Here is a 25,901-nt window from a genome sequence, read left to right as displayed (position 1 = left end):
AAGAGCAAAAAGGAGGGTGATGAAACTGCTGACATATCAAGTGAAACAAGGAGAAACCATCTCAAGCATTGCGCAAGACTTCAGAATAAGCACTGCTGCTCTCCTTCAGGCAAATCCCTCAATCCAATCGGTCATATACGCGGGACAGCATATTATCATACCGAATCTTCCCGACCCATCCACCATTCCCTACTCCATCATCGTGTATATCGGAGCGAAGAAACTGGAGTTATACCGCCTTGGCAGGCTCATCCGTACGTATCCCATCGCAGTCGGAAAAATATTGACGACCACGCCGACCGGAGAATTTTACATCGTGAACCGCCAGCCTAAGCCCGGCGGCCCGTTCGGCGCTTATTGGCTCAGCCTCTCTAAAATTCATTACGGCATTCACGGAACAAATAATCCTTCCTCCATCGGCAAAGCGGTATCAAAAGGATGCATCCGGATGTATAATCAGGACGTCACTGAACTTGCCGCTGCCGTTCCTAATGGAACAAGGGTGACTATTATAAGATAGAAAGATCTTATTTGTTAATGGAACGAGCTGATGATAATATATTACAGTGGGACCTTTAGGGTAAGGAGCGTGTTTATGGATATATTTAAAAATCGCAATTTTGTCCGTCTCTTTTTCGCAGCACTCGCTTCTCAAATGGGAACGACTGTAGGTAATATGGCTTTCGCTTTTTACTTGCTGGACCATTTTTCAAACCAGCCGGCATACACGACTTTGGCTGAGCTGATGTATTCACTGCCGACAGTTTTCGTATTTCTGATTGTCGGTGTCGCAGCTGACCGGCTTGACAGGAAAAAGGTCGCAGAGAATTGTGACTGGATCAGAGCCGGACTGACGATCGTATTGTTTGCCGCATTATACACCGGGAGTATCCCTCTCGTGTTCTGTATTTTGTTCATCAGAAGCGCCGTGACCAAGTTCTTTTTCCCGGCGGAAGCCAGCCTTGTACAAGCTATTCTGCCTAAGGAGCATTACGCGAAAGCGGCGGGACTTAACCAGATCCTGTTCAGCATCTTCATGGTATTCGGCGTCGGTATAGGCGCGTTTATGTATAAAACGATCGGTATTCACGGAGCCATTATCCTTGATTTTGTCAGCTTTATTGTATCAGGCTTTCTGATCCGCGCGTGCCGCATTCCGAAAGAAGCCCGTCAGCCGAACGGCCCTTTTAAATGGGGAGATTCGTTTCTGAAAGACTCGGTCGCTGATTTTAAGGAAGGGATCGTATATATTGTTAAAAACAAATTGCTTGCTTCCCTTATTTTCGGCTTTTTTATCTTTGGTTTTGTCAACGGCGGCTTTGCCGTACTGCCGATGTTTACGATGAAATACGGACTTGCGCCTGATCATTACGAATCACATACTTCCATCTTTACCGTTGCACTCGGCTTCGGCCTGCTTGCAGGAAGTGTGATCGGAACGATGATCGCAAAAAAAGTCAAACCGCATCATTTGATGTCGATTCCTATTTTGGCAGCCGGACTGCTCATTTTTGTCCTCGGCTATACGGATAAGCTGTGGATTTATTATGCGGCGGCTTTCGTCCTCGGCATGTGCATCGGCCCTGTCAATATCGCCATCGGCGGCTGGATGCCGAAAATCGTTCATCCGAAAATAATGGGCCGGGTCAGCGGCTGGCAGGATCCTTTTATGATGTTTGCCCAATCGATTACACTCGGACTGGTTGCCCTGTTATTTCCGAAATTCGTTACCAATATTGATTACCTTTATTACGGCATGGGAATCGTGATTTTAGCGGTATTTGTATTCTATTTTATCGCTCTTCCGAAATACAGCGCCGAGGCAGCAGAGGTCGATGTGCAGCAATCATTAAAGGCTGATTCCGAAAAACATGCGAATCCTGTATAATAAAGGAAAAAGATGCGCCCTTTTCATCAGAAAAAGGCGTATTTTTATAATCAATATTTGCATTTCAACGCTAAAAAAGTATAATCTATATATGAACTTGATCAATGCAAAGGAGAGAAATAATGGACGACCACGCTTATTCGAAAGAGCTGCAGCCAACCATCGAGAATCTTTCAAAAGCTGTTTATACTGTGAACCGCCATGCAAAAACCGCCCCCAACCCTAAATACCTTTATCTGCTGAAAAAACGGGCATTACAAAAGCTTGTGAAAGAAGGCAAAGGGAAAAAAATAGGGCTTCACTTTTCAAATAATCCCAGGTTTAGCCAACAGCAGTCAGACGTACTTATCTCTATCGGAGACTACTATTTTCACATGCCTCCAACAAAAGAAGACTTCCAGCATCTTCCGCATTTAGGTACGTTAAATCAATCGTACCGCAATCCTAAAGCACAAATGTCTTTGACAAAAGCGAAAAACGTATTGCAAAAATATGTGGGCTTAAAGGAAAAACCGCTTGCCGCCAACAGGCAGCAGCCCGCTTATCATAAACCCGTATTTAAAAAACTTGGTGAGAGTTATTTTTAATTCCGCCGCAAAAAAAGCCGATGCGTCATGCATCGGCTTTTTTCTATTCAATCACGTACGTATCCACTTTTTTAATGAGCTCGCTGATTTCAGGCTTGCTGATCTGTTCATCCGCTCCGACTACTTCGCCCCGGTGGCGCAGGTCGTCCGTAATCAGGGACGAGAAAATCATAATCGGCACATCAGAGCTTTGCGGGTTATCCTTAAGGAGCTTCGTCAAACGATGCCCGTCCATTTTCGGCATTTCAATGTCACTGATAATCATGTCAATATGGTCTGACAGGTTTGCTCCGTTATCCGTCAGTTCCACGACGTAATCATACGCTTCTTTTCCGTTTTCAAACGTAACGATTTCACTGTACCCCGCCTCAGTCAGCTCATCCGTCAAAAGACGCATCAGAAGCGGCGAATCTTCAACGATGATCAGTTTTTTACCCGCCCGTCTTTCATCAAATCCTTCCTGATGGACATGATAAGTCTCAACTCCGGATGCCGATTCAATATCATAAATGATCTTTTCATAATCAGGCAGAAAGATCATCGTGTCTTCCAGTTTGATGATTCCCGTTAAATGCCGCTCCATGCCCTGATTCAAGGAAGTCGGCTTTTCAATCGCCTCCCAGGACACCCTGTGGATTTGTGAAACGGAACCGACGTGAAAGACGATTTTCCGCTTGTTGAATTCCGTTACGATATATTTATCGTCTTTTGCTCCTTCGGCATCAACGCCGAAAAAGGTATACAGACTGATGACGGGAAGAATTTCGCCTCTCAGCTTAATCATCCCTTCTACGTCTTTATGAGACTGAGGCACAGATGTGACATCTACCGGCTGAATGATTTCCCGGACTTTCATCACATTTATGCCAAATGTATTGACGCCTACTTCAAATTTGACGATTTCTAATTCGTTTGTGCCTGAATCCAATAAAATATCGTATTGTTGTAAAGACAATTCAATCCCTCGCTATCCGCATTCAGTATTGTACTGTATATATCGGCTGTAAACGGAAAAAGTGAATGTATTCGATCCAACTGGCCATGAACTCTTTATAAAAAAATGCTTTTTTCTGATATCCCATTGACTTTTTGACATCGAGTGGTAAAATAGTCAAGGATTTTTCAGGAAGAAGGGTGTAATAAATGGGTACAGTAGTCATATTCGACCAAGATCAAATGACGGTGTTAGAAGATATCAGCAAAACGGCTTACCTGCAAATGAAAAAAGAGGCGAAAGAGCGTCCCGACAAGCCCGCTCCATACATCTTATGGCGGGAAGACGTCAGCTTTGAATACGGGTATTAATGACATTCGCCACATATCACAATAGATAGATCATGATACAATGAAGACAATCATTTCAGCTGGTTGTCTTATTTTTTTCTGAAAGAAGGTATGTTTTCACATATCGGACATATACTCGGGATAGTTCAATAAAAAGATGACAAATGCTCAGCTAGTGGTAAAATAGGAGAAACTCAATATATAGTATAAGGTGATGAATTATGGAACATTTGCTTAATCCGAATGTAAAAGAAATTGAAATTTCAGGAATTCGCAAATTCTCAAATCTTGTAGCTCAGCACGACAATGTCATTTCGCTTACGATCGGTCAGCCGGATTTCTTCACGCCGCACCATGTCAAAGCGGCTGCCAAAAAGGCAATCGACGAGAACGCAACGGCATATACTCCGAATGCGGGCGGCCTTGAGCTGAGACAGGCCGTACAGCTTTATATGAAGAAAAAAGCTGATTTGAATTATGAAGCTGAAACTGAAATCATCGTCACAACCGGGGCAAGCCAAGCGATTGACGCGTCTTTGCGGACGATTTTATCTCCGGGCGATGAAGTTATTCTCCCCGGACCGATATATCCGGGCTACGAACCGATCATCCGCATGTCGGGCGCCGTTCCGGTCCATGTGGATACGACGACACACGGATTTAAGCTGACGGCGCGGCTCATTGAAGAATCGCTGACACCAAAAACAAAATGCGTCATTCTTCCTTATCCGTCAAACCCGACCGGAGTGACATTGTCTGAGGAAGAGCTGCAAAACATCGCAGCCGTCCTGAAGGGCAGAAATGTTTTTGTCCTGTCTGATGAGATTTACAGCGAATTAACCTATGACAGACCGCATTATTCGATCGCGTCTTATTTGAGAGACCAGACGATCGTCATCAACGGCCTGTCAAAATCACACAGCATGACGGGCTGGAGAATCGGTTTCATTTTCGCACCGAAAGAAATTGCCAAGCACATCTTAAAAGTTCACCAATACAGTGTGACATGCGCGTCTTCAATCTCTCAGAAAGCGGCTCTTGAAGCGGTGACAAACGGTGTTGATGATGCGCTTATTATGAGAGAACAGTATAAAAAGCGGCTTGACTATGTATATGACCGTCTAGTTTCAATGGGGCTTGACGTCGTAAAGCCGTCAGGCGCATTTTATATCTTCCCTTCCATTAAGTCATTCGGAATGTCATCGTTTGATTTTAGTATGGCTCTTTTAGAGGATGCAGGTGTGGCTCTTGTGCCCGGCAGCTCGTTTTCAAAGTTGGGTGAAGGGTATGTGAGGCTGTCATTCGCATATTCACTGGATACATTGAGAGAAGGCTTGGACCGGCTGGAAGCATTTATTTTAAAAACGAGAGAATCCATGCAGACTATTTAAACAACGGCATAACGCCGTTGTTTTTTATTGTTTCGGGAATGTAATGTGAAAGGCCGTGCCTCTATCCGGTTTGCTGTCTACTTGGATAGCTCCCTGGTGGTTTTTAATAAGGTTGAATGTGACCATCAGCCCCAGGCCGGTTCCTTTTTCTTTCGTTGTCAGAAACGGTTCGCCTATTCGTTTCAGCACGTTTTCCGGTATCCCGTCACCCTCGTCTTTCACCGTCACATTAACGGAATACTCTTCTTCTGTCATGATGATGTGAACCGTTCCCCCATCCGGCATCGACTCAACGGCATTTTTAATCAGATTGATAAACACCTGTTTCAGCTGATTTTGATCACCGTTAATATACATGCTGTCATGTTCGTAATCCGTTTTGATAAAAATCCCTTTAAGATTCGCCTGCGTCTCTAAAAGAGCGGTCACTTCACTTATAATCTTCTTTAAGTTTACACGCTCTTTCACGGCGTTTTGCTGAGGTTTGGCAAGCATTAAAAGCTCACTTAAAATCAATTCGATTCTGCTCAGTTCAGAAAACACAATTTCAAAGTAATGTTCGTTTTCCCCCATCGTCGGCTTCATGAGCTGTAAAAATCCTTTGATCGCCGTCAGCGGATTGCGGATTTCATGGGCGATTCCCGCCGCCAGCTGCCCTGCGATAGACAGCTTTTCCGACTTCAGCATTAATTCCTCCGTCTGCTTCCGCTCAGAAATATCACGCAGAATGACCTGCACGGCCGTTTCTCCGAAAAACGTCGTCGGAATGCAGACCATTTCCGTGTAGATCAGCCGGTTTTTAAAGGTAAACCACGACTGCTTAATAATTTCTGACTCGGTCTTTCGGTCGATAATATTTTGGATCCGCTGTTTCACGCCGTCATGATCACAGGGATGAAGCTGATCATAGACGTTTTTCCCGATTAAATCTTCATATGTTTCAGCCTCAAACAGCGAAATGCCCGACTCATTCATGAATACCCATTTATCATTGTGAATCACGGCGATCGTATCAATTGAATTCTGAATGAGGAGCTGATAACGCTCTCTGCTTTTTTGCAGAATCGTTTGGAATTTTTTCCGTGAAGAAATATCAATCAGAAGCAGCAATTCCGCCCGCTGATTTTTATATGTCGTCGGTGCCGCCTTTACTTCTAAATGAACGGGCGTGCCGTCGAGCCTTCTCCACGTCTGTTCGATCATTCCGACTTCCATTCCTTTTTGCATCCGCACAATTCGGTTTTTCACAATGTCGTGATACTCTTCTTCAATAAACTCATAAGAGCGCCTGCCGATTACCTCGTCTTTGCTTTCGGCTCCCAGCATGGCAAGCATCGCGTTGTTGGCGTAGGCGATTGTGCCGTTGATGCTGACATATAAAGGATTCGGCAGCATTTCGACAAGACGCTCGAATTCGCCGTTTCCAGCCGCATCTTCCGACTGTTGTTCTGCCTTTTGCTTCTTTTGTTCATACATATAAGGCCGGCGGGGCGTCTTCTCCTCAAGCACCTTGATTTTGAGGATGATTTCCCGATCCGTCCCCTCCATTTGCGGTGTGACAATTTCCACACCCGCTTCAAGCCATACGATGGTATGATCTTTTTTAATAAGGCGAAAGGTGCAAGGCATCAAATGATGCTCATTATAGAAGTAACTTTCAACCAAAAATTGATCTTCTTCATGCAGGAACGTTTTGAGAAATGAGCCGATCATTTCTTCCTGAGAATAACTGAAGTACGATTTGCAGTTTGCAGAAATATACATAATACGCCCGTTAGACGTCAAAACGGCATGAAGATCGGTTTTCGATTGAAACTGTTTGACATGCTGAGTATCCTGTTCCACAGAATCCCTCCTTTGCATTATACTCGCACTGCAGGCTGGACACGGACTGGTATAAAAAGAAATTCCACTAGATTGATTCGCTAAAAAATGAGCATTCTCCTTCTATTCTTATTGTGAACGTCAATTTTCCTGAATGAAAGAAAGGGCGCACGAGATGTTCGGCCGCCCTTTCATTTGTTATTTTTTATTGTATTTCTTTTCAAGCTCTTTGTAAGCGTCAACTGCTCCTTTGGCAATGTTTTTGCTGACATGATCGTGATCATCCTGAACAGTCGGTACGACGACGCTGAATGCCACTCGTGGATGTTCTGACGGATAGTAACCGACAAAGGTCAGGTTATACGTCTCTTTCCCCCACCAGTTTTTGTTCGTGCCGTAATAGCGCGTCTGCGCGGTTCCCGTTTTTCCGGAAACATCAGCGCCGGAACCCTGGAATGTTGAATAAGCCGTTCCTTGAGGTGAGCTTGTGACCAACTTCATTCCTTTATGAACTTGGTCAAAATCGCTTGGGCTGTTATTTACTTTGTTCAAAATTTTAATATCTCGCTGTTCAATCGCTTTTCCAATCTTGTTTTTGCTGTCCGGTTCATGAATGCTTGTGACGATCCGCGGCTGGACGCGATACCCGCCGTTTGCGATGGCTGAAATATATTGAGCCATTTGAAGCGGCGTATACGTATCAAACTGTCCGATCGCAAAGTCAAGCAGCAATCCCCCGACCATTTGCGGATTTGACTGCATGCCCGCTGATTCCTGCGGAAGATCAATCCCGGTCTTCACACCCAAGCCAAATTGGGCGTAATAGTTGCGCATTTTTTTAATATCGTCTAATCCGGCCGGCAGCGTGCCGTGCGGAACGTAGGTAATGCCCGCGATATGCATGGCCACATGAAACATATACACGTTTGAACTTCTTTGCAGCGCGGTCAGCTCAGTAATGGCTCCCATTTGTGTCCACGATTGTTTTCTCGTTTTGCCTTTAAATACAAGCGGTGCATCGACAAACGTTTTATAATGCGGGAGGCCGCTTTGGTAACCCGCGAGAACAGTCGCTCCTTTAACAGAAGAGCCCATCTCATATTGGGTCGTAAATGCTCCGATCGCAAAATCCTGTGTTTTATTTGTTTCGAGATCGATGCGTTTCCCCGCCATTGAGAGAATATCCCCGTTGTTCGGATCCATCATGACGGCAAATCCTCTGTCAACCATAAAGTTGCCTGCGGCGCGGCTTCTTCTCAGCTCTTTTTCAATGACTTTTTCGACTTTCGACTGTAATTCCATATCGAGCGAGAGCTGCAGATCGTAGCCTCTGCTGCCTTCATCGACGGGCTTTTGGCTGACGACTTCACCTTTGCTGTTTTCCACATACTCTACTTTTTCTTTATGTGCGTTTAAATAGTCTTCATACTGATATTCAATGTAGCTTTTACCCACCCGGTCATTCAGTGAGTAGCCTCTTGTGACATAATAATCTTTCCGTTCGCCCAACAATCCCTGTTCCGGTGTCGTCACACCGCCGAACAGAGAGTACAGCGTTTTGTCGTATGGATATTTCCGCGTCCAGTCATTGATCACGTCAATGCCGGGGAGCTCTTTCAGGTGCTCGGATACCACGGAAACTTCTTCATATGTCAGGTCGCTTTTTGGTTTTTGCTTGTTGTTTTCATGCTCGTCAAGCAGTGAACCGCTGTTTCCGTTTCCGTTCAGCTTATTCGGGTCCATTGATTTGACGACTTGCGGCTGATAGGCGTTGCCGCTTGAAAAACGCGTATAAATCGCCGCGATTTCCAGCTCTTTTTTATTTTGTTTGATCGCGTCAATCTCCTGCTTCGGGACGCGTTCAATCTGGCGTTTGTATACTTCTTGGGATTTCAGGCTGTTTTCTGAATCCTTCATAAGCTTTTCCGCCTTCTTCGGATGTGCGGCAAGCCAGTAATCAATGATATTTCGATCCTTCATAAATTCAGTATCAATATGAATCAGTGCGGCGAGATTTTTTGCCGTTTTCAATTTGTCCTTTGCCGAGGTTTTTGAGGTAGAAACGTATACAATTTCAGGCACAGCCTGGTTATCAACCGCCACTCTGTTCCGCTTGTCATACATCTTTCCCCGCGGTGTCGGATAATAGGCGGTTTTTGCATTTGCCTTCTCCGCATCCTGGCGGTGTTTATCCCCTTCGACAATCTGGACGATGCCGAGTTTAAAAATCAGTGCCGTAAAGAGAAGGAAAACAACTAAAAAATAGAGATTCATTCTCAGCGCTCTGTAACGTTTCGTTTTTTTCTTTGGTTCACGCGCAACTTCAGCCACTTTCTGTTACACCTCTCAAATCATTGAATATATTTACATAAACAGATTTTAATTGTAACATTTTTGTAAAAGTTGTTACAGCGAAAACGGGTAAAAAAAACTGTCAAGATCAAATTATCTTAAAATATATCTAACACTTCAAATAATTTGAAGAGATGTAACGGATTTTAAAAAATAAATACAGATCGTTTTTCCCGGTATAGAGCCATTTTTCTGCGCTCAATTACAATTATGACAAGAGTTTGTTGTCAAAGGAAATGGCTGCCTGCATTATGACAAAAAAGCTGTGATAAGATTTTTCATGTAGAAAAAAACAACTTCTCTGGGAGGCTATAAACTTATGAAAAAAGCATTTCTCTTATCTGCTGCCGCGGCAGTCAGTTTGATTACATTCGGAGGCATTCAGCAGGCATCTGCCAAAGAGCTGTCATGCCAGCACGTCGTTACCGTGAAAAAAGGAAACACTGTACAGCATCTGACTCTTCAAGAGGCTGTTGAAAAACTACATATGAAAAAGAGCGCGAAACAGCTGAGCTTTAAAAATGAGAAAGAACTGAAACAGCAGCTGCAAAAACACGCAAAGAATTCTGATATGACAGTTAAAGACGTTCAAAAAGAAACACCGGCAAAAACGGCACCGGCAGCTGCTGAAAAACCGAAAGCCGATCAAAACCAGACGGCTGACAATGCAAAACAGACAGATAACACAAACAACAGCAGCGAGAAAACTCCTTCATCTGTCAGTGCGTATGAAAAGAAAGTCGTTGAATTGACAAACGCAGAGAGACAAAAGCAAGGCTTAAAACCTCTGCAGATTGATGATAAACTAAGCAAATCAGCTCATGCAAAATCACAAGATATGAAAGACAAAAACTATTTTGATCACCAAAGTCCTACTTACGGTTCACCTTTCGATATGATGAAGTCTTTCGGAATCACTTATAAAACTGCCGGTGAAAATATCGCCAAAGGCCAGCCGACTCCTGAAGCTGTCGTTAAAGCTTGGATGAACAGTGAAGGCCACAGAAAGAACATCTTGAACCCCGAGTTCACTCAAATCGGTGTCGGTTATGTAGAATCAGGAAACATCTGGACACAGCAATTTATCGGAAAATAAACAAAAAAGTGGCTGAAACGGTGCAAAAAGTGCTCAAAACCCGTGAGCCCGGTGACGGCAAAATTTAATTTACGAAGTTCCCAATACAATCAGCATCCGTACGGGCGAAGAAGGGCCTGACACTTTATAAATTTATAAACATTTTAAGCTCCCGGCACATAAGTGCTGGGAGCTTTTTTGTAAAATCTTAAACGTGATGATTAAATTGGTTTTGTTAGCCTTTGCTTCTTTAGTAATACTTCATTTAATAAAAAGTAGAATTTACCTATTTTTCTGTTGAATATTTTTTTAAAATTTAGTAATATATTGAATGGATTTCTAAATAAATGGAGAAAGGAAGTTTCAATTGAAAAAAATTGTAATGACACTATTCACAGTTGCTCTTTTGACATTCGGGATTTTCTCAAACAGTTCAGAAGCGTTAGCCATGACTTCAAAAGGAGCAATTAAATTCCAAACAGATGCTAATACTTACTCAAAACACGCTACTTCTATTGTCGTAACAGGTACTGTGCCTACAAAATATGAGGTAAACTGGGGTGTTAATGTTCTTCTTGTCAATAAAAAAAGAGATGTAGTCAAAGACATATATGTTAATGGCCGTAATATTCGCAGTTTTAAAGTGAGCTTTTTGACAAAAAATATTCCAGCAGGCAAGTATGATGTGGTGGTAGCATTGACTTGGGGAAATCAAACCCATAGAGGAGAACTGAAACACTATATTACTGTACAACATTAAAATTCATATTATTAACAAATGGGTTTAACGTTGATTTCATCTGGAATTCAAAAAACAGCATGTAATGATGAAATCTTTGAATCGAGGATGTTTTCGTAAATCTCTTGAATTTTTTACGATACATCCTCTTTTATTTTTCAGTTTTGGCTAGAAGGCTAATCTATAGAATTTCAATTTCGGATGCCAAATTACTAGGTTTTAATTGCGGGAATACGAACTCGATTTATTGCTATGTACATTTGGGTTACTCGAATTCATAGTTTGAATCAAACATGATACATCCTACTTTTGGAAAGTTGTATTAATCCTAATCATTATTCGGAAATCCCCCTTTTGATTTATAATAGACAGTCTGCATCAAACAAACGAGGGGGATTCCAAACAGTAGAATATTATAAACGGATACACATTAATACATTATCCTGCCAAGTTCCTGTCTTCATTAAGGCCCTAAGAATACAAGATTTGCAGATCATTGTTTATAAAACACTACCAACAATACCGTAAGTATTCGCTTCCTCAACATCCATAAAATAGTCGCGTTCGGGCAATCTTTTTTTATTTCACCCAAAGCTTATAAATACTTTGAGTTCCGCTGTTTTCTTCCCCTTGCGCGGAAAGCTTGTCGTATAATGATTTGGCCAGCGCCAATCCGGGCATTTCTTCTCCCATCAGCTCCGCTTCTTCAAGGGCGATTCCCATGTCTTTAATAAAGTGTTTCACGTAGAATCCTGGTGCAAAATCGCCTTTCAGCATACGGGGAGCGAGGTTGGACAATGACCAGCTTCCGGCAGCTCCGGTTGTAATGCTTTTCAGCACTTGTTCCGGGTTCAGACCGGATTTTTCAGCGTAAGCCATCGCTTCAGCCACTCCGACCATTCCCGCTGCAATCGCGATCTGATTGCACATTTTCGTATGCTGGCCGCTGCCAGCCGGCCCTTGATACTGAATGTTTTCCCCCATAACGGAGAAAAGCGGCAGGCATGCTTCAAACGCTTCTTTTTCTCCTCCGGCCATAATGGCAAGCGTTCCGTTCCTCGCGCCGATGTCTCCACCGGAAACAGGTGCATCCAAGGCGTGAATGGATTTTTCTTTGGCTTTCTCCGCTATCTTCTTCGCCAGAGACGGTTTTGATGTCGTCATATCAATGACAAACGTCCCTTCTTTTGCGTGCCGGAGAATGCCATTTTCGCCGAGATAGATTTCCTCGACATCACTCGGATAGCCGACCATGGTAATAATAATGTCAGCTTTCTCTGAAAGGTCTTTGACCGTCTCCTGCCAGACCGCTCCCTTATTCAGAATCTCTTCCGCTTTTTGTTTCGTACGCGTGTAGACTAAAACAGGATAGCCCGCTTCTAAAATGTGCGATGCCATACTGTTTCCCATGACGCCCAAACCGATAAATCCAACCGTTTTGTTCACTGCGCTTTCCTCCCTTGATGCGATTCATATATCACTCTTTCATGTCTATATTACCATATTATAGGCTGATAGAGACCGCGTTACAAGGTGAATTTAGAAATGGCGCTGATGAGATCTTCGCTCGCGCTCTTTAACATGTCAGTCGATTGCTTCACTTTTTCAAGCGTAACGAGCTGTTCATCAGTAGAAGCATTCACTTCTTCCGCCGCTGCCGCAGATTCTTGAGAAATGGCGGAGATGCTTTGAATCGCTTCTTGAATCGCGGCTTGTTCTTCACTCATTTTTTGAATGTCATTGTAAATATGATCTATACCTTGAACAAGAGACTGCATTTCCGTCGTAATCAGATTGAGGACCTCACCCGTTTCATGAATGGCGCTGTTTTGTTCATCATTCATTCTGCTTGCCTCAATCATCGCGTGTGACGCTTCTTTTGTCTCTGATTGAATCAGCCGGACCGTCTCACTGATATGGCCGGAAGAAAGAGCTGATTGTTCAGCAAGCTTGCGGACTTCTTCCGCGACGACGGCAAAGCCCCGGCCGCTTTCTCCCGCTCTTGCGGCTTCAATGCTCGCATTCAGCGCCAAGAGGTTCGTCTGGTCTGAAATGGCGGATATTGCCGTCACGACTTCTTCTATGTTTTTCGTTTGTTCTTCCAGGTCATTCAGCATTGCCTCTACTTTTTTCGTTTCTGAATTGGCTTCGTTTGACTTCATCAGCAGCTGTCCGAGCGCGTCCAGCCCTTTGTAGCTGGCATCCTCTGAAGATTTTGAGAGTTGTTTTATGCTGCCCGCGCGATCTGCGATTCCTTTTATTTTGACTGAGAGATTTTCTGATTTTTCATTGATCGTCTCAACCTCTGACGCTTGCTCTGTCGCTCCGGCGGCGACTTCCTCTATCGCTTTTGCGATTTGTCCGCTCGTTTCATTTGTCTCCTGTGAGATGACGGTTAGCTGGTCAGATGTATCGGACACGTTTTCTGAGGAGGCCTTGACCTGTTCGACCATCTCTTTCATATTTTCAACCATTTGGTTAAAGTCTTTTGTTAACTCGCCTACTTCATCTTTTGATTTCGTCTGAGCGCGGACGGTTAAATCTCCCGCTGAGACTGAATTTGTTTTCGCGATCAGCTGCTGAATCGGCCCGGTTATCGTTTTTGCTAGGAAATAGCTGAGTCCGATTGTAATCACAAGGGCGATCAGTGACATAAAAATGCTCACCGTGTTCATTTTGTCGGCTACTCCCATCAGCTGATTTTTTTCAAACTGCGTTCCGACTTTCCACCCTGTTTCTTTTACCGTTTGGTAGACGACCATGTTCCCCTGCAGCTCTTTGATGCCTTCTTTATCCGTGGTGATGTCTTTTAACGTCTGGTCTTCCGAAATATTTTTTCCCTGTTTTTCCGGATGCGCCAGAAGAGAGCCGTTTTCATCCGCCAAAAACGCAAATCCTTTATACGGTACCTTTTGCTCGTTGACCATGCTCTGAATGGAGGACAGTTTCAGATCTAAGCTCGCCACTCCGACGACGGTTCCGCTGTTTTGAATGGCTTTTGACGCCGTCACGATCATGTCTCCCGTCACTGCATCTTTATAAGGGTCAGTCCAGACAACCTTATCGGGTTTTTCAGCCGCCATCTTATACCACGTTCTATTTGTCGGATCATAGTCTTTGGCAAAGTCGGCCTTTGGATATGTAAACATTTGTTTGTTTGCGGTTCCGACGTACGCAAGCGCGACATATTTGTCATTCTGTCCGATCTGTTTTAACTCATCGTTAAAAAGCCGCGCGGTTTCTTTGTTCCCATCTGATAGAAAAGACCGGGACAATTCACCGCCTGCTAATCTCAATAATACGGTCTCATCATTTTTCAGCTGAAGCTCAATGTTCTGACCGAGTGAATTGGTGACATTCTCTGTCGTACGTTTTGCTTCATCCGTCATCATCGGCTTTAATGTCAAATATGAAGAAACCGTTAAAAAAACAACCGTTACGATAAGCATTGCCGATACAAACACAGCAATTTTGATATGCATTTTTTTAAACATAACCATCCCCTCCTGAGAGTTATATCGGTCTTTCGGTCATGAAAATGAATAAATCTTGAAATAAATATCAAAAATTTCCGCCATTTGGCGCAGCAAAAAAAGAGCCGTCGTACCGACAGCTCCGCCTTACGTAAAATATTCGATTTTCGCTTTCGGAAAATAGGTTTCGATATAAGATTCGAGTGTTTCCCTTAAGTCATGCTCTTCGTCCTTTTGGTATATATACTTGCCGATTCCGTAGCGTCCCCATTTGTATCTGCGCTTTTCTTCATCAAGCTCAAGCTTTGTTTTCGGATAGTTCTTCTCAATCACCCGTTTGGCCGGTTTTGTAAAACGGTGCTGGATCAGTTCAAATGTGATGTCATGCCGAACGTCTTCATCAAGCGCCGCATCAAGTTTCTCAAACAGTTCCTTATAGCCTTCCTCCCAGCCATCGTGAATATAAATCGGCGCCACGATGAAACCGAGCGGATAGCCCGCTTTAGCGACTTTGACGGCGGCTTCTATCCGTTTGTCGAGCGGAGAAGTTCCCGGTTCAAAGTTTTTAATGACATAATCCGCATTGATGCTGAATCTGAACCTAGTCTTTCCGTTATGCTTTGCATCAAGCAAATGATCGACGTGGTGAAATTTAGTCACGAATCTGAGCTGTCCCAATTCGCTTTGTCCGAAATGTTCAATGGCTCTTTTTAATGTATGTGTCAGATGATCGATTCCGACGATATCAGACGTACAAGAGGCTTCAAATCTTGTAAATTCCGGCGCCCGTTCTTTCATATACTCATCAGCCTGATCCAGAATCTCTTCCACATTGACATATGTCCGGATGTAGGGCTTTGACCCCATCGTCGTCTGCAGGTAGCAATAGTGGCAATGCCCCATACAGCCCGTCGCAAATGGAATGGCATATTCGGCGGACGGCTTTGAAGAATCGAATTTCAGTGTTTTCCGGACGCCGATTACCAATGTTGATTTCGCGTTCCGGTATTGCTGCAAGTGATTTTTTCCCGGAATATTCCGGACTTGATTATGCGATGTCGTTTCTCTGATCTCAAGCCCCATGTTTTCAAACTTATTCTTCAGCTCTTGTCCTAACGGGTATTCGAGCGCTCTCGGTTCAATATAAACAAGCTGGGGCACAAACGGCTTCAGCATAGACAGACACTCCCTTTACATATTCTCATGTTGTTACTTTCCGTTTAAAAGAGAGTGAATATGCGTTGTAAACATTTCCTTTGATCAATGATACCGGTCTTCTTCAAAAAGCTCGCTGTAAAGCGCTTCCGCTTCCTCATATGTCGAAAAGACCGCGTCATCTTCGGCCAGCGGATGATAGGTTTCGTATAAAAACAGAGACAATTCTCCCTCATGATACGGGTGATGGACGATCTCCGCCTCTTTAATATGGGCGACATTGGCGGCATGCGGATTGCGGTAAATCACATAGACCGTATCCCCCGCTGCAAATGATTTTGTCATGATAATCCCTCCTGTTGAAAGTTATTGTTCCCCCCTTTTTTCCGAATATGAAAAAAACCAGACGGCTTACACCGTCTGGCTGTTGTATTACTTATTGAATGTTTCTTTAACGAATGCGACAACCTCTTCTGTCGTGCTCATAGACAAGATTGTTTCTTTGAATGATTCAGCTTCTTTTTTAGAAAGCTTGCTGATCTGCGTTCTTGCCGGAAGGATGGATGTAGCGCTCATCGAGAACTCATCTAAGCCTAAGCCGAGAAGAATCGGAATCGCAATTTCGTCTCCCGCCATTTCTCCGCACATGCCGACCCATTTGCCCTCTTTGTGAGCGGCTTCAATAACAAGGGTGATCAGACGGAGAATCGCCGGATTGTATGGCTGATACAGATAAGCCACGCGCTCGTTCATGCGGTCAGCAGCCATCGTGTATTGGATCAAGTCATTTGTTCCGATACTGAAGAAGTCAACTTCTGCGGCAAACTGATCTGCGATAACGGCTGTAGACGGAATCTCTACCATCATACCGACTTCAATATCGTCAGAAACCGCTACGCCGGCTTCGACGAGTTTTTCTTTTTCTTCGAGAAGAATCGCTTTCGCCTGTTTAAACTCGTTTACTGTCGCAATCATCGGGAACATGATTTTTAAGTTTCCGTATGTACTTGCACGAAGCAGCGCACGAAGCTGAGTTCTGAAGATTTCTTGCTCTTCAAGGCAAAGGCGGATGGCTCTGTAGCCTAAGAACGGGTTCATTTCTTTAGGTAGCTGCAGGTAAGGAAGCTCTTTGTCGCCGCCGATATCCAATGTCCGCACGACAACTGATTTTCCTTCCATACGCTCAAGAACCGTTTTATAAGCGTCAAACTGCTCGTCTTCCGTCGGAAGCTGGTCGCGTCCCATGTAAAGGAATTCCGTACGGTAAAGCCCTACAGCTTCTCCTCCGTTTTCAAGAACGCCTTTTACATCGTCAGGTGTGCCGATATTTGCGGCAAGCTCTACATGATGGCCGTCTTTAGAAACAGTCGGTTCATTGACGAGCTTCGCCCACTCAGCTTTTTGCGCCAGGTAAGCACTGTGCTTTTCTTCATATTTCTTTAACGTTTCACTGGAAGGATCGATGATCACATCACCATCGATGCCGTCTACGATTACCGTAACACCGTTTTCAATTGTCCCTGTAGCCGCTTTTGTGCCGACAACAGCCGGAATTTCAAGCGAACGGGCCATGATCGCGGAGTGTGAAGTGCGTCCGCCGATATCAGTTGTAAAACCTTTTACAAACTGGCGGTTTAATTGCGCCGTATCAGACGGTGTCAAATCTTCAGCCACGATAACAACCTCTTCTGAGATCATGCTCGGGTTCGGAATTTCCACGCCCAGCAGGTGCCCCGTCACACGTTTTGTTACGTCACGGATATCCGCCGCACGCTCTTTCATGTATTCGTTATCCATTGATTCAAACATAGTAACGAACATGGAAGCTGTTTCTTTCAAAGCGAATTCAGCATTGACTGAATCTGTGCTGATTTTCTCCTTTACCGGGTTCAACAGCTCAGGATCACTCAGAACTAAAAGGTGCGCGGAGAAAATGTCAGCTTTGTCTTGTCCCAGTTCTTTTAAAGCATGCTCTTTAATTTTTTCAAGCTCTTCTTTAGAACGTACAATCGCTTCATCAAAACGGCTTACTTCAGCCGCAGCATCAGCAATGTTTTTCTTTTCAACCGTTAAGTCCGGCTCTTCAAGCCGGTATGCTTTCGCAATCGCAATTCCGGCTGAAGCGCCTATTCCTTTTAATTCTTGCATTACTCGCCGAGTCCTTCGCTTTTCATTGTTTCTTCTAAAGCGTTAAGAGCATCGTTTTCGTCAGCGCCTGAAGCGGAAATTGTGATTTCAGCGCCTTTAGCGATACCTAGAGACATAACGCCCATGATTGACTTAAGGTTTACTGTTTTGCCGTTATATTCTAAGTTTACGTCAGCATCGTATTTGCTTGCAGTCTGTACAAGAACTGTCGCAGGACGAGCGTGGATTCCGGAATCTGCTGTTACTTTAAATGTTTTTTGTGCCATGATTATCATTCTCCTTTAAATTAAAGCTATTTTACTACACAATATTATATCATACAGCCGTACTTGTCATCTGACAAGCACGGCGTATTTATATGCTTATTTTCCGATTTTCACAATATCTTTTTGTTCCCGTTTTACGGTACCTTCGGCCGAAAGGGAAATCGCTTCACCCTCGGCAAGATTTGTAAAGACAATCGGTGTCATTAATGAAGGAACATGAGGTTTAACCGCTTCAAGATCAACTTCAAGCAGCTTTTGTCCCGGTTCAACCCGGTCACCCTCAGAAACAAAAGAAGTGAATCCTTCGCCTTTCAGGCTGACTGTGTCGATTCCGAAATGAATGAGGATCTCTCTTCCGCCGTCAGACTGAAGGCCGATCGCATGTTTTGTCGGGAAAACATTCAGCACTTTTCCGCGGACAGGCGATACGACGATTCCTTCTTCAGGAAGAATCGCAAAACCGTCACCCATCATTTTTCCTGAGAACACCTGATCAGGCACATCGGTAATCGGATGGATTTCGCCGGTGATCGGAGAAGCGAACACTTCTTCACCCTGCTCGTTTCGGAGCGGATCTGCGATAACCTCTTCAACCTGCTGGCTGACTTCTTCTTGTGCGGATACTTTCGGTTCAGGGCGCGGCGTGCGTCCGGCGATAATATCCTGCATCTGTGTTTTTAAACCGTCAGAACGCGGGCCGAAAATGGCCTGAATGTTGTTTCCGACTTCAAGAACGCCTGAGGCGCCAAGCTGTTTCAGACGAGTCTTATCCACTTTCTTCTGGTCGTTGACCGTAACGCGGAGTCTCGTGATACAAGCGTCAAGGTGCTTAATGTTTTCCTGATCACCCATTGCCTGCAGGATTTCATAAGGAAGGTCGCCGGCTTCGCCTGAGGCGCCCGCACCTTCATCCGCAGCCTCTTCTTCACGGCCCGGCGTTTTCAGATTGAACTTTCTGATCGCAAACCGGAAACCGAAGTAGTAAATGACGGCTAATCCTAAGCCGACCGGAATGACAAGCCACCAAGCCGTCCGGTTAGGCAGAATTCCGAACAGGAAGTAGTCAATCAGACCGCCTGAAAAGGTCATACCGATTTTTACATGCAGCAGCTGCATGACCATAAAGGAAAGTCCCGCGAATACGCAGTGAATCGCAAACAGGATAGGAGCCACAAACAAGAATGAGAATTCAAGCGGCTCGGTAATTCCCGTTAAGAAACTTGTCAGAGCGGCAGAACCCATGATTCCGGCTACAAGTTTTTTCTTTTCAGGCTTCGCTTCATGATAGATTGCAAGCGCTGCCGCCGGAAGACCGAACATCATAAACGGATATTTCCCCGTCATAAATGTTCCCGCCGTCAGCTGTACGCCGTCTTTGATCTGAGCCATGAAAATCCGCTGATCTCCGCGGATGATGTCTCCGGCCGCATCTTTATAGCTGAAAAATTCATACCAGAACGGCGAGTAGAAAATGTGATGAAGACCGAACGGAATCAATGACCGCTCAATCATCCCGAAAATAAAGGCCGCCAAGGTTGGATTCGCTTCCACAAGACCCGTGGAGAAGGAATTCAGACCGTGCTGGATCGGAGGCCAGATCACTAACATAATAAGACCGAGAATTAATGCGGAAATCGATGTGATAATCGGGACGAACCGCTTACCCGCAAAGAATCCCAGGTACTGCGGAAGTTCAATTTTATAAAACTTGTTAAACAATAACGCGGCCAGAACCCCGACGATAATACCGCCGAACACGCCCGTCGCCAAAGTGGGTATCCCCAGCATGTTAATATAGGCCGGATGGTTTTCCGCAAAAAACTTTGCCCGTTCAATTTTGTCAGACGGAATACTGCCGTTTGCCATAAGCACGGCGCTCATGGATACGTTCATGACCAAGTATCCGATAATAGCCGCGATTCCGGCAACACCGTCTCCGTTGGCAAGACCGATCGCAACCCCTACTGCAAAAAGAAGCGGCAGGTTGTCAAATACGATTTGGCCGGCGCTTTCCATGACATTCGCCACAAGCTGAACGTTATCATTGCTTAAGAAGTGCATGACTTGAATCATATCTTTGTTCTGCATGGCATTCCCTAACGCAAGCAAGATCCCCGCAGCCGGTAAAATCGCAACCGGAAGCATAAGAGCACGGCCGATTTTCTGGAGAACGCCGAATAATGCTTTAAACATAAAAGATGTACCTCCTCTGTTAGCTAGTGTGACCTTACAGCGAAAATTCATGACAACGAATTCACTGGCGCAAGTCTTCAGTTTAACCGTTTACATTTGCCCTTTTACACAACAAAAAAGGCATGAGTAAAAAGGGTGTGCAAAATAACGGGACCGTTCTTCCCGTTTTTTACCCTCAATCACTCATGCCTGATCGAATCAGTGACACGTTTTTAAGGTTTCAACTGAAATTATGAAATTTTATTGGTTAATCGGTACAAATGAAGCGTGAGATAAACCGCTTCCGCCTCATGAACTGGTTTTTTCAGTATTTGCTGCAAGATTTTTATCAGTTTCCAAGCAGTATTGTAGCATAGCGGGTATTCATTTTTCAATAATAACATTAACTTTTCTGGTTCTTTTGTCTGCTCTTCCCGATTAATCCTGTCTATGGTAAATCTGATATGCCGGATCAGCCGCAAATAGTGGACGCTTTCTTTATTCACTTTCATCTGGAAAGATTCCTCAATCACCTGAACGAGCCGGGACATCAGCTGTGAATGCTGATTGACCTCTGAAAGGGGCCGATTCGTCAGGGCGGAGTGGATATGCAGAGCGATAAAGCCGATCTCCCCTTCCGGAAGGCAGATTCCCGTCTTTTCATTAATCATGCCGACGACTTCACGGGCAATTTGGAATTCTTCCGGATAAAGCGTTTCGGTTTCCATGAGAAACGGGTTTTTAATGTCAAAACCCTGCTGCAGCCGCTTTACCGCAAAGGCGATATGGTCAGTCAGCGCAATATGGATATGCTCATTTAACGGTTGGCTTGTCCGCTTCTTGATATGATAAATGACGTCATTGGAGATGTCGACAAGTGTCTCGTCCACATAACCGAGGAGCTTTTTAAATTGTTTTTGTTCTTTTTCATCCTTTAAGATGAACATCTTGTCATACCCTTTATCTTCAATGACATCCGCTTGTTTTTTTCCAAAGCCGATCCCTTTTCCGATTAAGACGACCTCACTGTATCTATCATGTGTTGCGATGAGCACATTGTTATTTAATACCTTTTCAACTGTAAAGGACCCCTTCATGATCCTCAGCTCCTTTGTCATTCAATACCTCATATCGTACAAAACGAACGGAAAGCGCGTCAATTCTTTTTTTAGACGGTTGATCGTTCAATAAGGCGGTAATCAAGAACTTTCCTTGCCGGAGGCCCGCCGCCGATCCGGTTCTCAAGCATGTGAAAAGCCTGCTTTCCCATTTCTTTTGTTTGTATATCTATTGTGGAAATCCCTAACATCTTGCTGATATCATGATTGTCGATGCTCAAAATCGCAAGCTCTTCCGGGATGCGCGTCCCATTTGCCTTGGCTTCAAGGTAAAGACCTGCGGATACTTGATCATTCGCCGCAAACAGCGCAGTCGGTTTGTCATCCCAGCTCTTCCATCTATGAAAAAGGGCTTTCCCGTCAAGCAGCGTCAGCGCCTTTTCCACAACCAGCTCTTCCCTGTAAGGCTGCCCGATCTTCTTGAGCGCCTCTTTGTATGCGGCAATGCGTACTTGACTGTTTTTTCCCTTTTTTCTGGCCAGGCTGATCGCTATTTTCCGGTGTCCCTTTTCTATCAGATAATCCAGACCGTGCCGAAATGCTTCCCGATGCGGATTACTGATGGAGGAAAGCCCCGCCGCATCAGTGTACTGGCAGAGGATGAGCGGTTCTTTCACGGTAAGCAGATGTTCATCAGGAATTGCTTTGGAGCAGATAATCAGGCCGTCCACTTGGCGCTCCTGTAATTGTGATAAGGCAAAACGTTCTTTTTGCTGCTGATAATCTGTCTGGTATAAAGAAAGATGCACGCCTGACGCTTCGGCAGCCTCGGCAATACCTGCAACAAGGTCTGCAAAATACGGCAGATTCACCGACGGAAGCACAACGCCGATCATATCGGAAAAACCTTTGGATAAATGTACAGCATGAATGTTGCGCGTATATCCGAGCGATTGCATCGCTTTTTTCACTCTTTCTCTTTTGTCCTTACTTACATAAGGATGATCGTTTAATACTCTTGATACCGTTGTAACGGAAACCCCGGCAGCGCCGGCAATGTCTCTGATCGTAGCCATGGCGTCCCCCCTTTCTTTTTTTCCCTTGATCTGGAATGCGTTTCATACAGTAAGCTAGAAACAGATACATCCTATTCGTTTGAAAGGAGAAGAACAGCGATGGGGATTCTTTGCTTAATCGGTTTGTGTCTGGCCATAGTCGGCGGCAGTTACCTTGCCCTGCGGCCCCTGAATGAAAAGCATGACATCAAACCATTTCAGCATTTTGATGATTTTTTCATTTAAAAGGTGATAAAAAAGGACGCTGCGTTCCAGAACCGTCCTTTTTTATCACAAAGCTTTTTATTTCAGAATCGTTAATTCTTTCGGATACTGCGTTAATGCTTCGGCGCCGTCTTTTGTGACGAACACATCGTCTTCAATGCGCACGCCGCCGACATCCGGCACGTAAATCCCCGGTTCTATCGTGTATACCATGCCTTCTTTGAGGAGTGTGTCGTTCGCGCTGCTCATTGATGGATATTCGTGAACCGAAATCCCGAGTCCGTGGCCGAGGCGGTGCGGGAAATAGTCTCCGTATCCGGCTTTTTCAATAATGCCGCGGGCTTTTAAATCGAGATCGCCGATTCTGACGCCTGGTTTGCTTAATTGAAGCGCCGCCTGTTCAGCTTTAAGCACCGTTTCGTAAATCTCTTCCTGTTTCGGGCTGATTGATTGGTATGCGAATGTTCTCGTAATGTCTGAACAGTAGCCGTCAAGAATAACGCCCAGATCAAACAGAACGAAATCGCCTTTTTTCAACCGGTCTGCACCCGGATTCCCATGGGGCTGGCCTGATTTTTCCCCGAACAGCACCATCGTTGAAAATGACATGCCCTGCACGCCTTTTTTCTTCAGCTCAAACTCAATCTGCGCGAGTACTTCGGTTTCACTCACACCCTCTTTAAGCGCCGCGACACCGACTTCAACTCCGTAATCCGCGAGTTTTGCCGCTTCCCTGAGAATGCTGATTTCCTTCTCATCTTTCACGAGACGGAATTGGTTGAGCGTTTCTTCTGCCGAAACAAATGCCGCGCCCCCTGAAGCTTGTTTGAGCTGTTCTGAGCGGGAAAGAGAGATCGAATCCTTTTCAACCGCGATGGAATCAAGCCGCACATTTCGTTTTGTGAGCTCGGCTTTGATCAGCTCCCACGGATCTTCGTGATCGCCGTAGCCGATAATATCATGCTCCCACCCGGCGCTGCGGGCTTGTCCGGCTTCCATTCCCGGACAAACGAAAAACGGCTCCTGTTCCTGAAACAGGAACAATCCCATTAACCGCTCATGCGGATCCGTGTAAAAATCAGTTAAATAAAATACGTTTTCCTTAGTATGTATAAACGCCGCATCATGTCCTTCTTTTTTCAGCCAAGATGAAACACGTTCTAATCTGTTCATTTTTTGCTTTTCCTCCTTACCAAAGTGACTCTTTATTCATTCTATCAGTTTTCCGGCGTTTATGCTGTGAACGAACATTAAAAAAACAGCCGCCCGATGTGCGGCTGTCATGTTTATTTTAATAATCTCAGTCCGTTCAGAATGACCAGGATCGTGCTCCCCTCATGCCCGATCACGCCAAACGGCAGTTCCATCACCTGCAGAAAGTTAGCGCAGATCAAAAGGCAGATGACCGAGAGCGAGAAAACAATATTCTGCTTAATAATCCGGTTCATTTTCCTTGAGAGTCTGCACATTTTCACAAGCTTGTGAAGATCATTTTTCATAAGGACTAAGTCAGCCGTTTCAAGGGCCACGTCCGTTCCCCCGCCCATCGCAATACCGACGTCAGCGGTTTTCAGAGCGGGCGCGTCATTAATGCCGTCCCCCACCATGGCGATTGTGCCGTACGTTTCTTTCAGCTTCTTCACTTCTTTTGCCTTTTGGTCCGGCAGACAATCGGCAACAACCGTCGTCATGCCCGCCTCTTTTGCAATGGCAGCCGCAGTTTCAGACTGATCGCCGGTGAGCATGGCTGTTTTAATGCCCAGTGATTCAAGCTCAGCCATCACGGCTTTGGCTTCAGGTCGGATTTGATCCTTTAAGGCAAAGCAGCCCGCAATCCGGTCATCTTTTTTAACAAAGACCAGTGTAAAACCTTTATCCTTTAATTCTTTTCCCGATGTTTGCAAAAAAGCATCTGCCGCATCTTCACCTGCAAACCCCGCTTTTCCGACCATCCATTTGACGCCTTCTATTTCAGCCTGAACACCGAATCCGGACGTCTCGTCAATCGATAGATGTCCTGCGGGCGCGGTGCCCCGGCTTTCGGCAAATTCAGCTATCGCTTTTGCAAGAGGGTGGCTTGATTGCTTTTCCATTGCATACACCGCCTGCATGATCTCATCTTCACTCACATGTTCCGCAGCTTGAAATGCCGCGACTGCCGGCTGTCCCTTTGTGACCGTGCCGGTTTTGTCAAATGCGATCATCCGTACGCTTCCCAGCTGCTCTAAAAACACACTTCCTTTAACCAATAATCCGTTGCGGGCACCATTTGAGATAAGGGAAAGCGCAGCGGGCATAATAGAAGCGACAAGCGCGCACGGGGAGGCGACCACCATAAACACCATCGCCCGGTAAAAGGTTTCACTCCAGCTCCAGCCTAAAGCGAAATGAGGAATGAATAAAAGCAAAGCCACGGCTAACAGCACGCCTTTGACATAGACACTTTCGAATCGTTCAATAAATGCCTGAGCCGGTGACACGCTGTTTTGGGCTGATTCCACCAGCCGAATGATTTTTCTGAATAAAGACTGTTCATTTGTTTTCGTCACACGAACCGTTAAGGAGCCGTTTCCGTTTACCGTTCCTGTAAACACAGAATCACCGGCTGTTTTTTCCGCCGGCATCGCTTCACCCGTAAGCGCCGATTCATCGAGGCTCGTCACGCCAGACTCAATGATCCCGTCTGCTGCTACGCGTTCGCCCGGCTTAATGACGATTATGTCACCGATCTTAAGTTCAGCAGCCGGCACCCGCTTTTCCCGTCCGTCCGCAAGCAGGGTCGCTTCCTCCGGTTCCAGTTTCATTAAAGATGTTAAATCACGGCTGCTTTTATTCATCGTATATGTTTCGAGCGCGCCGCTTAACGAAAAAATAAAGATAAGAACAGCACCTTCAGCCCAATAACCGATCAGGGCGGAGCCGACAGCCGCAAAAATCATCAGCAGTTCCACATTTAACGCCTTCGTCTCAATGGTATCCTCAATTCCCTCTTTCGCTTTTGCAAATCCCCCGATCAGGAAGGCAAGGATATACAAAGTGACGGACAGGCCTTTTGTTTCGGTAAAAAACCAGGCCGCAAGAATAAGGACGCCGGATACGAGCGCCGCAATGAGTTCTGCATGCTGGAGCCACTTTTTTCCGGCCCGCTCTTCTTGTATGTGCTGTTGTGAATGGGTTTGTGTCATCACTTGTTCATTCATTATGAATTC

At 45.1% G+C, this 25,901-nt stretch carries 21 protein-coding genes and 2 pseudogenes; 9 read left to right on the top strand and 14 right to left on the bottom strand.

All coding sequences use genetic code 11. The annotated features are described in order from the left end of the window. The first annotated feature begins 25 nt into the window (after positions 1-25). The 3 genes from V7728_RS07875 (at position 26) to V7728_RS07865 (ending at position 2,475) form a co-directional block, all read left to right on the top strand. Complete coding sequence (locus V7728_RS07875; protein WP_095284082.1) at positions 26-520, top strand: L,D-transpeptidase family protein; 495 nt, start codon at positions 26-28, stop codon at positions 518-520. Positions 521-595: 75 nt separating this feature from the next. Beyond that, entirely contained in the window at positions 596-1,888 is a 1,293-nt protein-coding gene (locus tag V7728_RS07870; RefSeq protein WP_007611093.1) for an MFS transporter, read from the top strand. 122 nt (positions 1,889-2,010) lie between these two features. Continuing rightward, a complete protein-coding gene (locus V7728_RS07865; RefSeq protein WP_003154622.1) occupies positions 2,011-2,475 on the top strand; it encodes a YkyB family protein in 465 nt (154 codons plus the stop codon). 43 nt (positions 2,476-2,518) lie between these two features. On the opposite strand, the gene cheV is transcribed toward V7728_RS07865, so the two are convergent. Then, positions 2,519-3,430: a chemotaxis protein CheV gene (gene cheV / locus V7728_RS07860; protein ID WP_007409609.1), complete on the bottom strand. Its 912-nt coding sequence runs from the start codon at positions 3,428-3,430 to the stop codon at positions 2,519-2,521. 188 nt (positions 3,431-3,618) lie between these two features. Between cheV and V7728_RS07855 the strand changes: the two genes are divergently transcribed. After that, entirely contained in the window at positions 3,619-3,780 is a 162-nt protein-coding gene (locus V7728_RS07855) for a hypothetical protein (protein ID WP_007409608.1), read from the top strand. 200 nt (positions 3,781-3,980) lie between these two features. Then, positions 3,981-5,194 (top strand): annotated as a pseudogene (locus tag V7728_RS07850) (aminotransferase A). On the opposite strand, the gene V7728_RS07845 reads toward V7728_RS07850, so the two are convergent. Both V7728_RS07845 and V7728_RS07840 read right to left on the bottom strand, forming a co-directional pair. Continuing rightward, complete coding sequence (locus V7728_RS07845) at positions 5,175-6,995, bottom strand: PAS domain-containing protein (RefSeq protein ID WP_309193907.1); 1,821 nt, start codon at positions 6,993-6,995, stop codon at positions 5,175-5,177. The pseudogene V7728_RS07850 and the gene V7728_RS07845 sit on opposite strands and share 20 nt — an antisense overlap. Positions 6,996-7,172: 177 nt before the next feature. Next, positions 7,173-9,305, bottom strand: a complete 2,133-nt coding sequence (locus V7728_RS07840; protein WP_099566705.1) for a peptidoglycan D,D-transpeptidase FtsI family protein — start codon at positions 9,303-9,305, stop codon at positions 7,173-7,175. 340 nt (positions 9,306-9,645) lie between these two features. On the opposite strand from V7728_RS07840, the gene V7728_RS07835 reads away from it, so the two are divergent. The 3 genes and pseudogenes from V7728_RS07835 to V7728_RS07825 all read left to right on the top strand — a co-directional run bounded on the left by V7728_RS07835 (position 9,646) and on the right by V7728_RS07825 (position 11,161). Then, positions 9,646-10,422, top strand: coding sequence for a CAP domain-containing protein (locus V7728_RS07835; protein WP_099566704.1), 777 nt, complete (start codon positions 9,646-9,648; stop codon positions 10,420-10,422). 5 nt (positions 10,423-10,427) lie between these two features. After that, positions 10,428-10,552, top strand: a pseudogene (locus V7728_RS07830) (P-II family nitrogen regulator); the annotation flags it as partial. A gap of 216 nt (positions 10,553-10,768) precedes the next feature. Next, complete coding sequence (locus V7728_RS07825; protein ID WP_081211943.1) at positions 10,769-11,161, top strand: hypothetical protein; 393 nt, start codon at positions 10,769-10,771, stop codon at positions 11,159-11,161. Between the two features lie 558 nt (positions 11,162-11,719). Here the strand turns inward: V7728_RS07825 and V7728_RS07820 are convergent. The 9 genes from V7728_RS07820 to V7728_RS07780 all read right to left on the bottom strand — a co-directional run bounded on the left by V7728_RS07820 (position 11,720) and on the right by V7728_RS07780 (position 22,488). After that, positions 11,720-12,586 (bottom strand): NAD(P)-dependent oxidoreductase, encoded by an 867-nt coding sequence (locus V7728_RS07820; protein WP_099566703.1) that lies wholly within the window; start codon positions 12,584-12,586, stop codon positions 11,720-11,722. Between the two features lie 80 nt (positions 12,587-12,666). Further along, positions 12,667-14,634 (bottom strand): methyl-accepting chemotaxis protein, encoded by a 1,968-nt coding sequence (locus tag V7728_RS07815; protein ID WP_099566702.1) that lies wholly within the window; start codon positions 14,632-14,634, stop codon positions 12,667-12,669. A 126-nt stretch (positions 14,635-14,760) separates the two neighbouring features. Continuing rightward, the gene (gene splB, locus V7728_RS07810; RefSeq protein ID WP_007611071.1) at positions 14,761-15,789 is read right to left on the bottom strand and encodes a spore photoproduct lyase; all 1,029 of its coding nucleotides are present in this window, start codon (positions 15,787-15,789) and stop codon (positions 14,761-14,763) included. Between the two features lie 84 nt (positions 15,790-15,873). Then, positions 15,874-16,113 (bottom strand): transcriptional regulator SplA domain-containing protein, encoded by a 240-nt coding sequence (locus V7728_RS07805; RefSeq protein WP_003154646.1) that lies wholly within the window; start codon positions 16,111-16,113, stop codon positions 15,874-15,876. An 87-nt stretch (positions 16,114-16,200) separates the two neighbouring features. Then, the gene (ptsP, locus tag V7728_RS07800) at positions 16,201-17,916 is read right to left on the bottom strand and encodes a phosphoenolpyruvate--protein phosphotransferase (protein ID WP_015417356.1); all 1,716 of its coding nucleotides are present in this window, start codon (positions 17,914-17,916) and stop codon (positions 16,201-16,203) included. Continuing rightward, complete coding sequence (locus V7728_RS07795; protein ID WP_003154654.1) at positions 17,916-18,182, bottom strand: phosphocarrier protein HPr; 267 nt, start codon at positions 18,180-18,182, stop codon at positions 17,916-17,918. Before V7728_RS07795 ends, ptsP begins: the two co-directional genes overlap by 1 nt. A 96-nt stretch (positions 18,183-18,278) precedes the next feature. Then, positions 18,279-20,375 carry a glucose-specific PTS transporter subunit IIBC gene (gene ptsG, locus V7728_RS07790; RefSeq protein ID WP_003154656.1) on the bottom strand — a complete coding sequence of 699 codons (2,097 nt, stop codon included), beginning with the start codon at positions 20,373-20,375 and terminating at the stop codon, positions 18,279-18,281. Positions 20,376-20,605: 230 nt separating this feature from the next. Continuing rightward, positions 20,606-21,472, bottom strand: a complete 867-nt coding sequence (gene glcT, locus V7728_RS07785; protein WP_012117426.1) for a glucose PTS transporter transcription antiterminator GlcT — start codon at positions 21,470-21,472, stop codon at positions 20,606-20,608. Positions 21,473-21,522: 50 nt separating this feature from the next. Continuing rightward, positions 21,523-22,488 (bottom strand): LacI family DNA-binding transcriptional regulator, encoded by a 966-nt coding sequence (locus V7728_RS07780; protein WP_099566701.1) that lies wholly within the window; start codon positions 22,486-22,488, stop codon positions 21,523-21,525. Positions 22,489-22,587: 99 nt separating this feature from the next. Here V7728_RS07780 and V7728_RS07775 point away from each other — a divergent pair, with 99 nt between their 5' ends. Further along, positions 22,588-22,713 (top strand): hypothetical protein, encoded by a 126-nt coding sequence (locus tag V7728_RS07775; protein WP_023356867.1) that lies wholly within the window; start codon positions 22,588-22,590, stop codon positions 22,711-22,713. A 57-nt stretch (positions 22,714-22,770) separates the two neighbouring features. Here V7728_RS07775 and V7728_RS07770 read toward each other — a convergent pair whose 3' ends face one another. Together V7728_RS07770 and V7728_RS07765 are read right to left on the bottom strand one after the other, a co-directional pair. Then, the gene (locus tag V7728_RS07770; RefSeq protein WP_007409596.1) at positions 22,771-23,865 is read right to left on the bottom strand and encodes a M24 family metallopeptidase; all 1,095 of its coding nucleotides are present in this window, start codon (positions 23,863-23,865) and stop codon (positions 22,771-22,773) included. Between the two features lie 113 nt (positions 23,866-23,978). Then, positions 23,979-25,892 carry a heavy metal translocating P-type ATPase gene (locus V7728_RS07765; RefSeq protein WP_099566700.1) on the bottom strand — a complete coding sequence of 638 codons (1,914 nt, stop codon included), beginning with the start codon at positions 25,890-25,892 and terminating at the stop codon, positions 23,979-23,981. Positions 25,893-25,901 lie beyond the last annotated feature (9 nt).

Source organism: Bacillus sp. JHAA (assembly GCF_036961585.1).
In the GTDB taxonomy this organism is placed as follows: Bacteria; Bacillota; Bacilli; order Bacillales; family Bacillaceae; genus Bacillus; species Bacillus velezensis.
The sequence above is the reverse complement of the archived record's forward strand: the minus strand, read 5'-3'. Positions and strand labels throughout refer to the sequence as shown.

Coding starts and splice junctions, on each gene's coding strand:
- V7728_RS07870 (WP_007611093.1), top strand. CDS start 596: ATGGATATATTTAAAAATCGCAATTTTGTCCGTCTCTTTTTCGCAGCA.
- V7728_RS07865 (WP_003154622.1), top strand. CDS start 2,011: ATGGACGACCACGCTTATTCGAAAGAGCTGCAGCCAACCATCGAGAAT.
- V7728_RS07855 (WP_007409608.1), top strand. CDS start 3,619: ATGGGTACAGTAGTCATATTCGACCAAGATCAAATGACGGTGTTAGAA.
- V7728_RS07835 (WP_099566704.1), top strand. CDS start 9,646: ATGAAAAAAGCATTTCTCTTATCTGCTGCCGCGGCAGTCAGTTTGATT.
- V7728_RS07815 (WP_099566702.1), bottom strand. CDS start 14,634: ATGTTTAAAAAAATGCATATCAAAATTGCTGTGTTTGTATCGGCAATG.
- splB (WP_007611071.1), bottom strand. CDS start 15,789: ATGCTGAAGCCGTTTGTGCCCCAGCTTGTTTATATTGAACCGAGAGCG.
- V7728_RS07805 (WP_003154646.1), bottom strand. CDS start 16,113: ATGACAAAATCATTTGCAGCGGGGGATACGGTCTATGTGATTTACCGC.
- ptsP (WP_015417356.1), bottom strand. CDS start 17,916: ATGCAAGAATTAAAAGGAATAGGCGCTTCAGCCGGAATTGCGATTGCG.
- V7728_RS07795 (WP_003154654.1), bottom strand. CDS start 18,182: ATGGCACAAAAAACATTTAAAGTAACAGCAGATTCCGGAATCCACGCT.
- ptsG (WP_003154656.1), bottom strand. CDS start 20,375: ATGTTTAAAGCATTATTCGGCGTTCTCCAGAAAATCGGCCGTGCTCTT.
- glcT (WP_012117426.1), bottom strand. CDS start 21,472: ATGACAAAGGAGCTGAGGATCATGAAGGGGTCCTTTACAGTTGAAAAG.
- V7728_RS07780 (WP_099566701.1), bottom strand. CDS start 22,488: ATGGCTACGATCAGAGACATTGCCGGCGCTGCCGGGGTTTCCGTTACA.
- V7728_RS07775 (WP_023356867.1), top strand. CDS start 22,588: ATGGGGATTCTTTGCTTAATCGGTTTGTGTCTGGCCATAGTCGGCGGC.
- V7728_RS07770 (WP_007409596.1), bottom strand. CDS start 23,865: ATGAACAGATTAGAACGTGTTTCATCTTGGCTGAAAAAAGAAGGACAT.
- V7728_RS07765 (WP_099566700.1), bottom strand. CDS start 25,892: ATGAATGAACAAGTGATGACACAAACCCATTCACAACAGCACATACAA.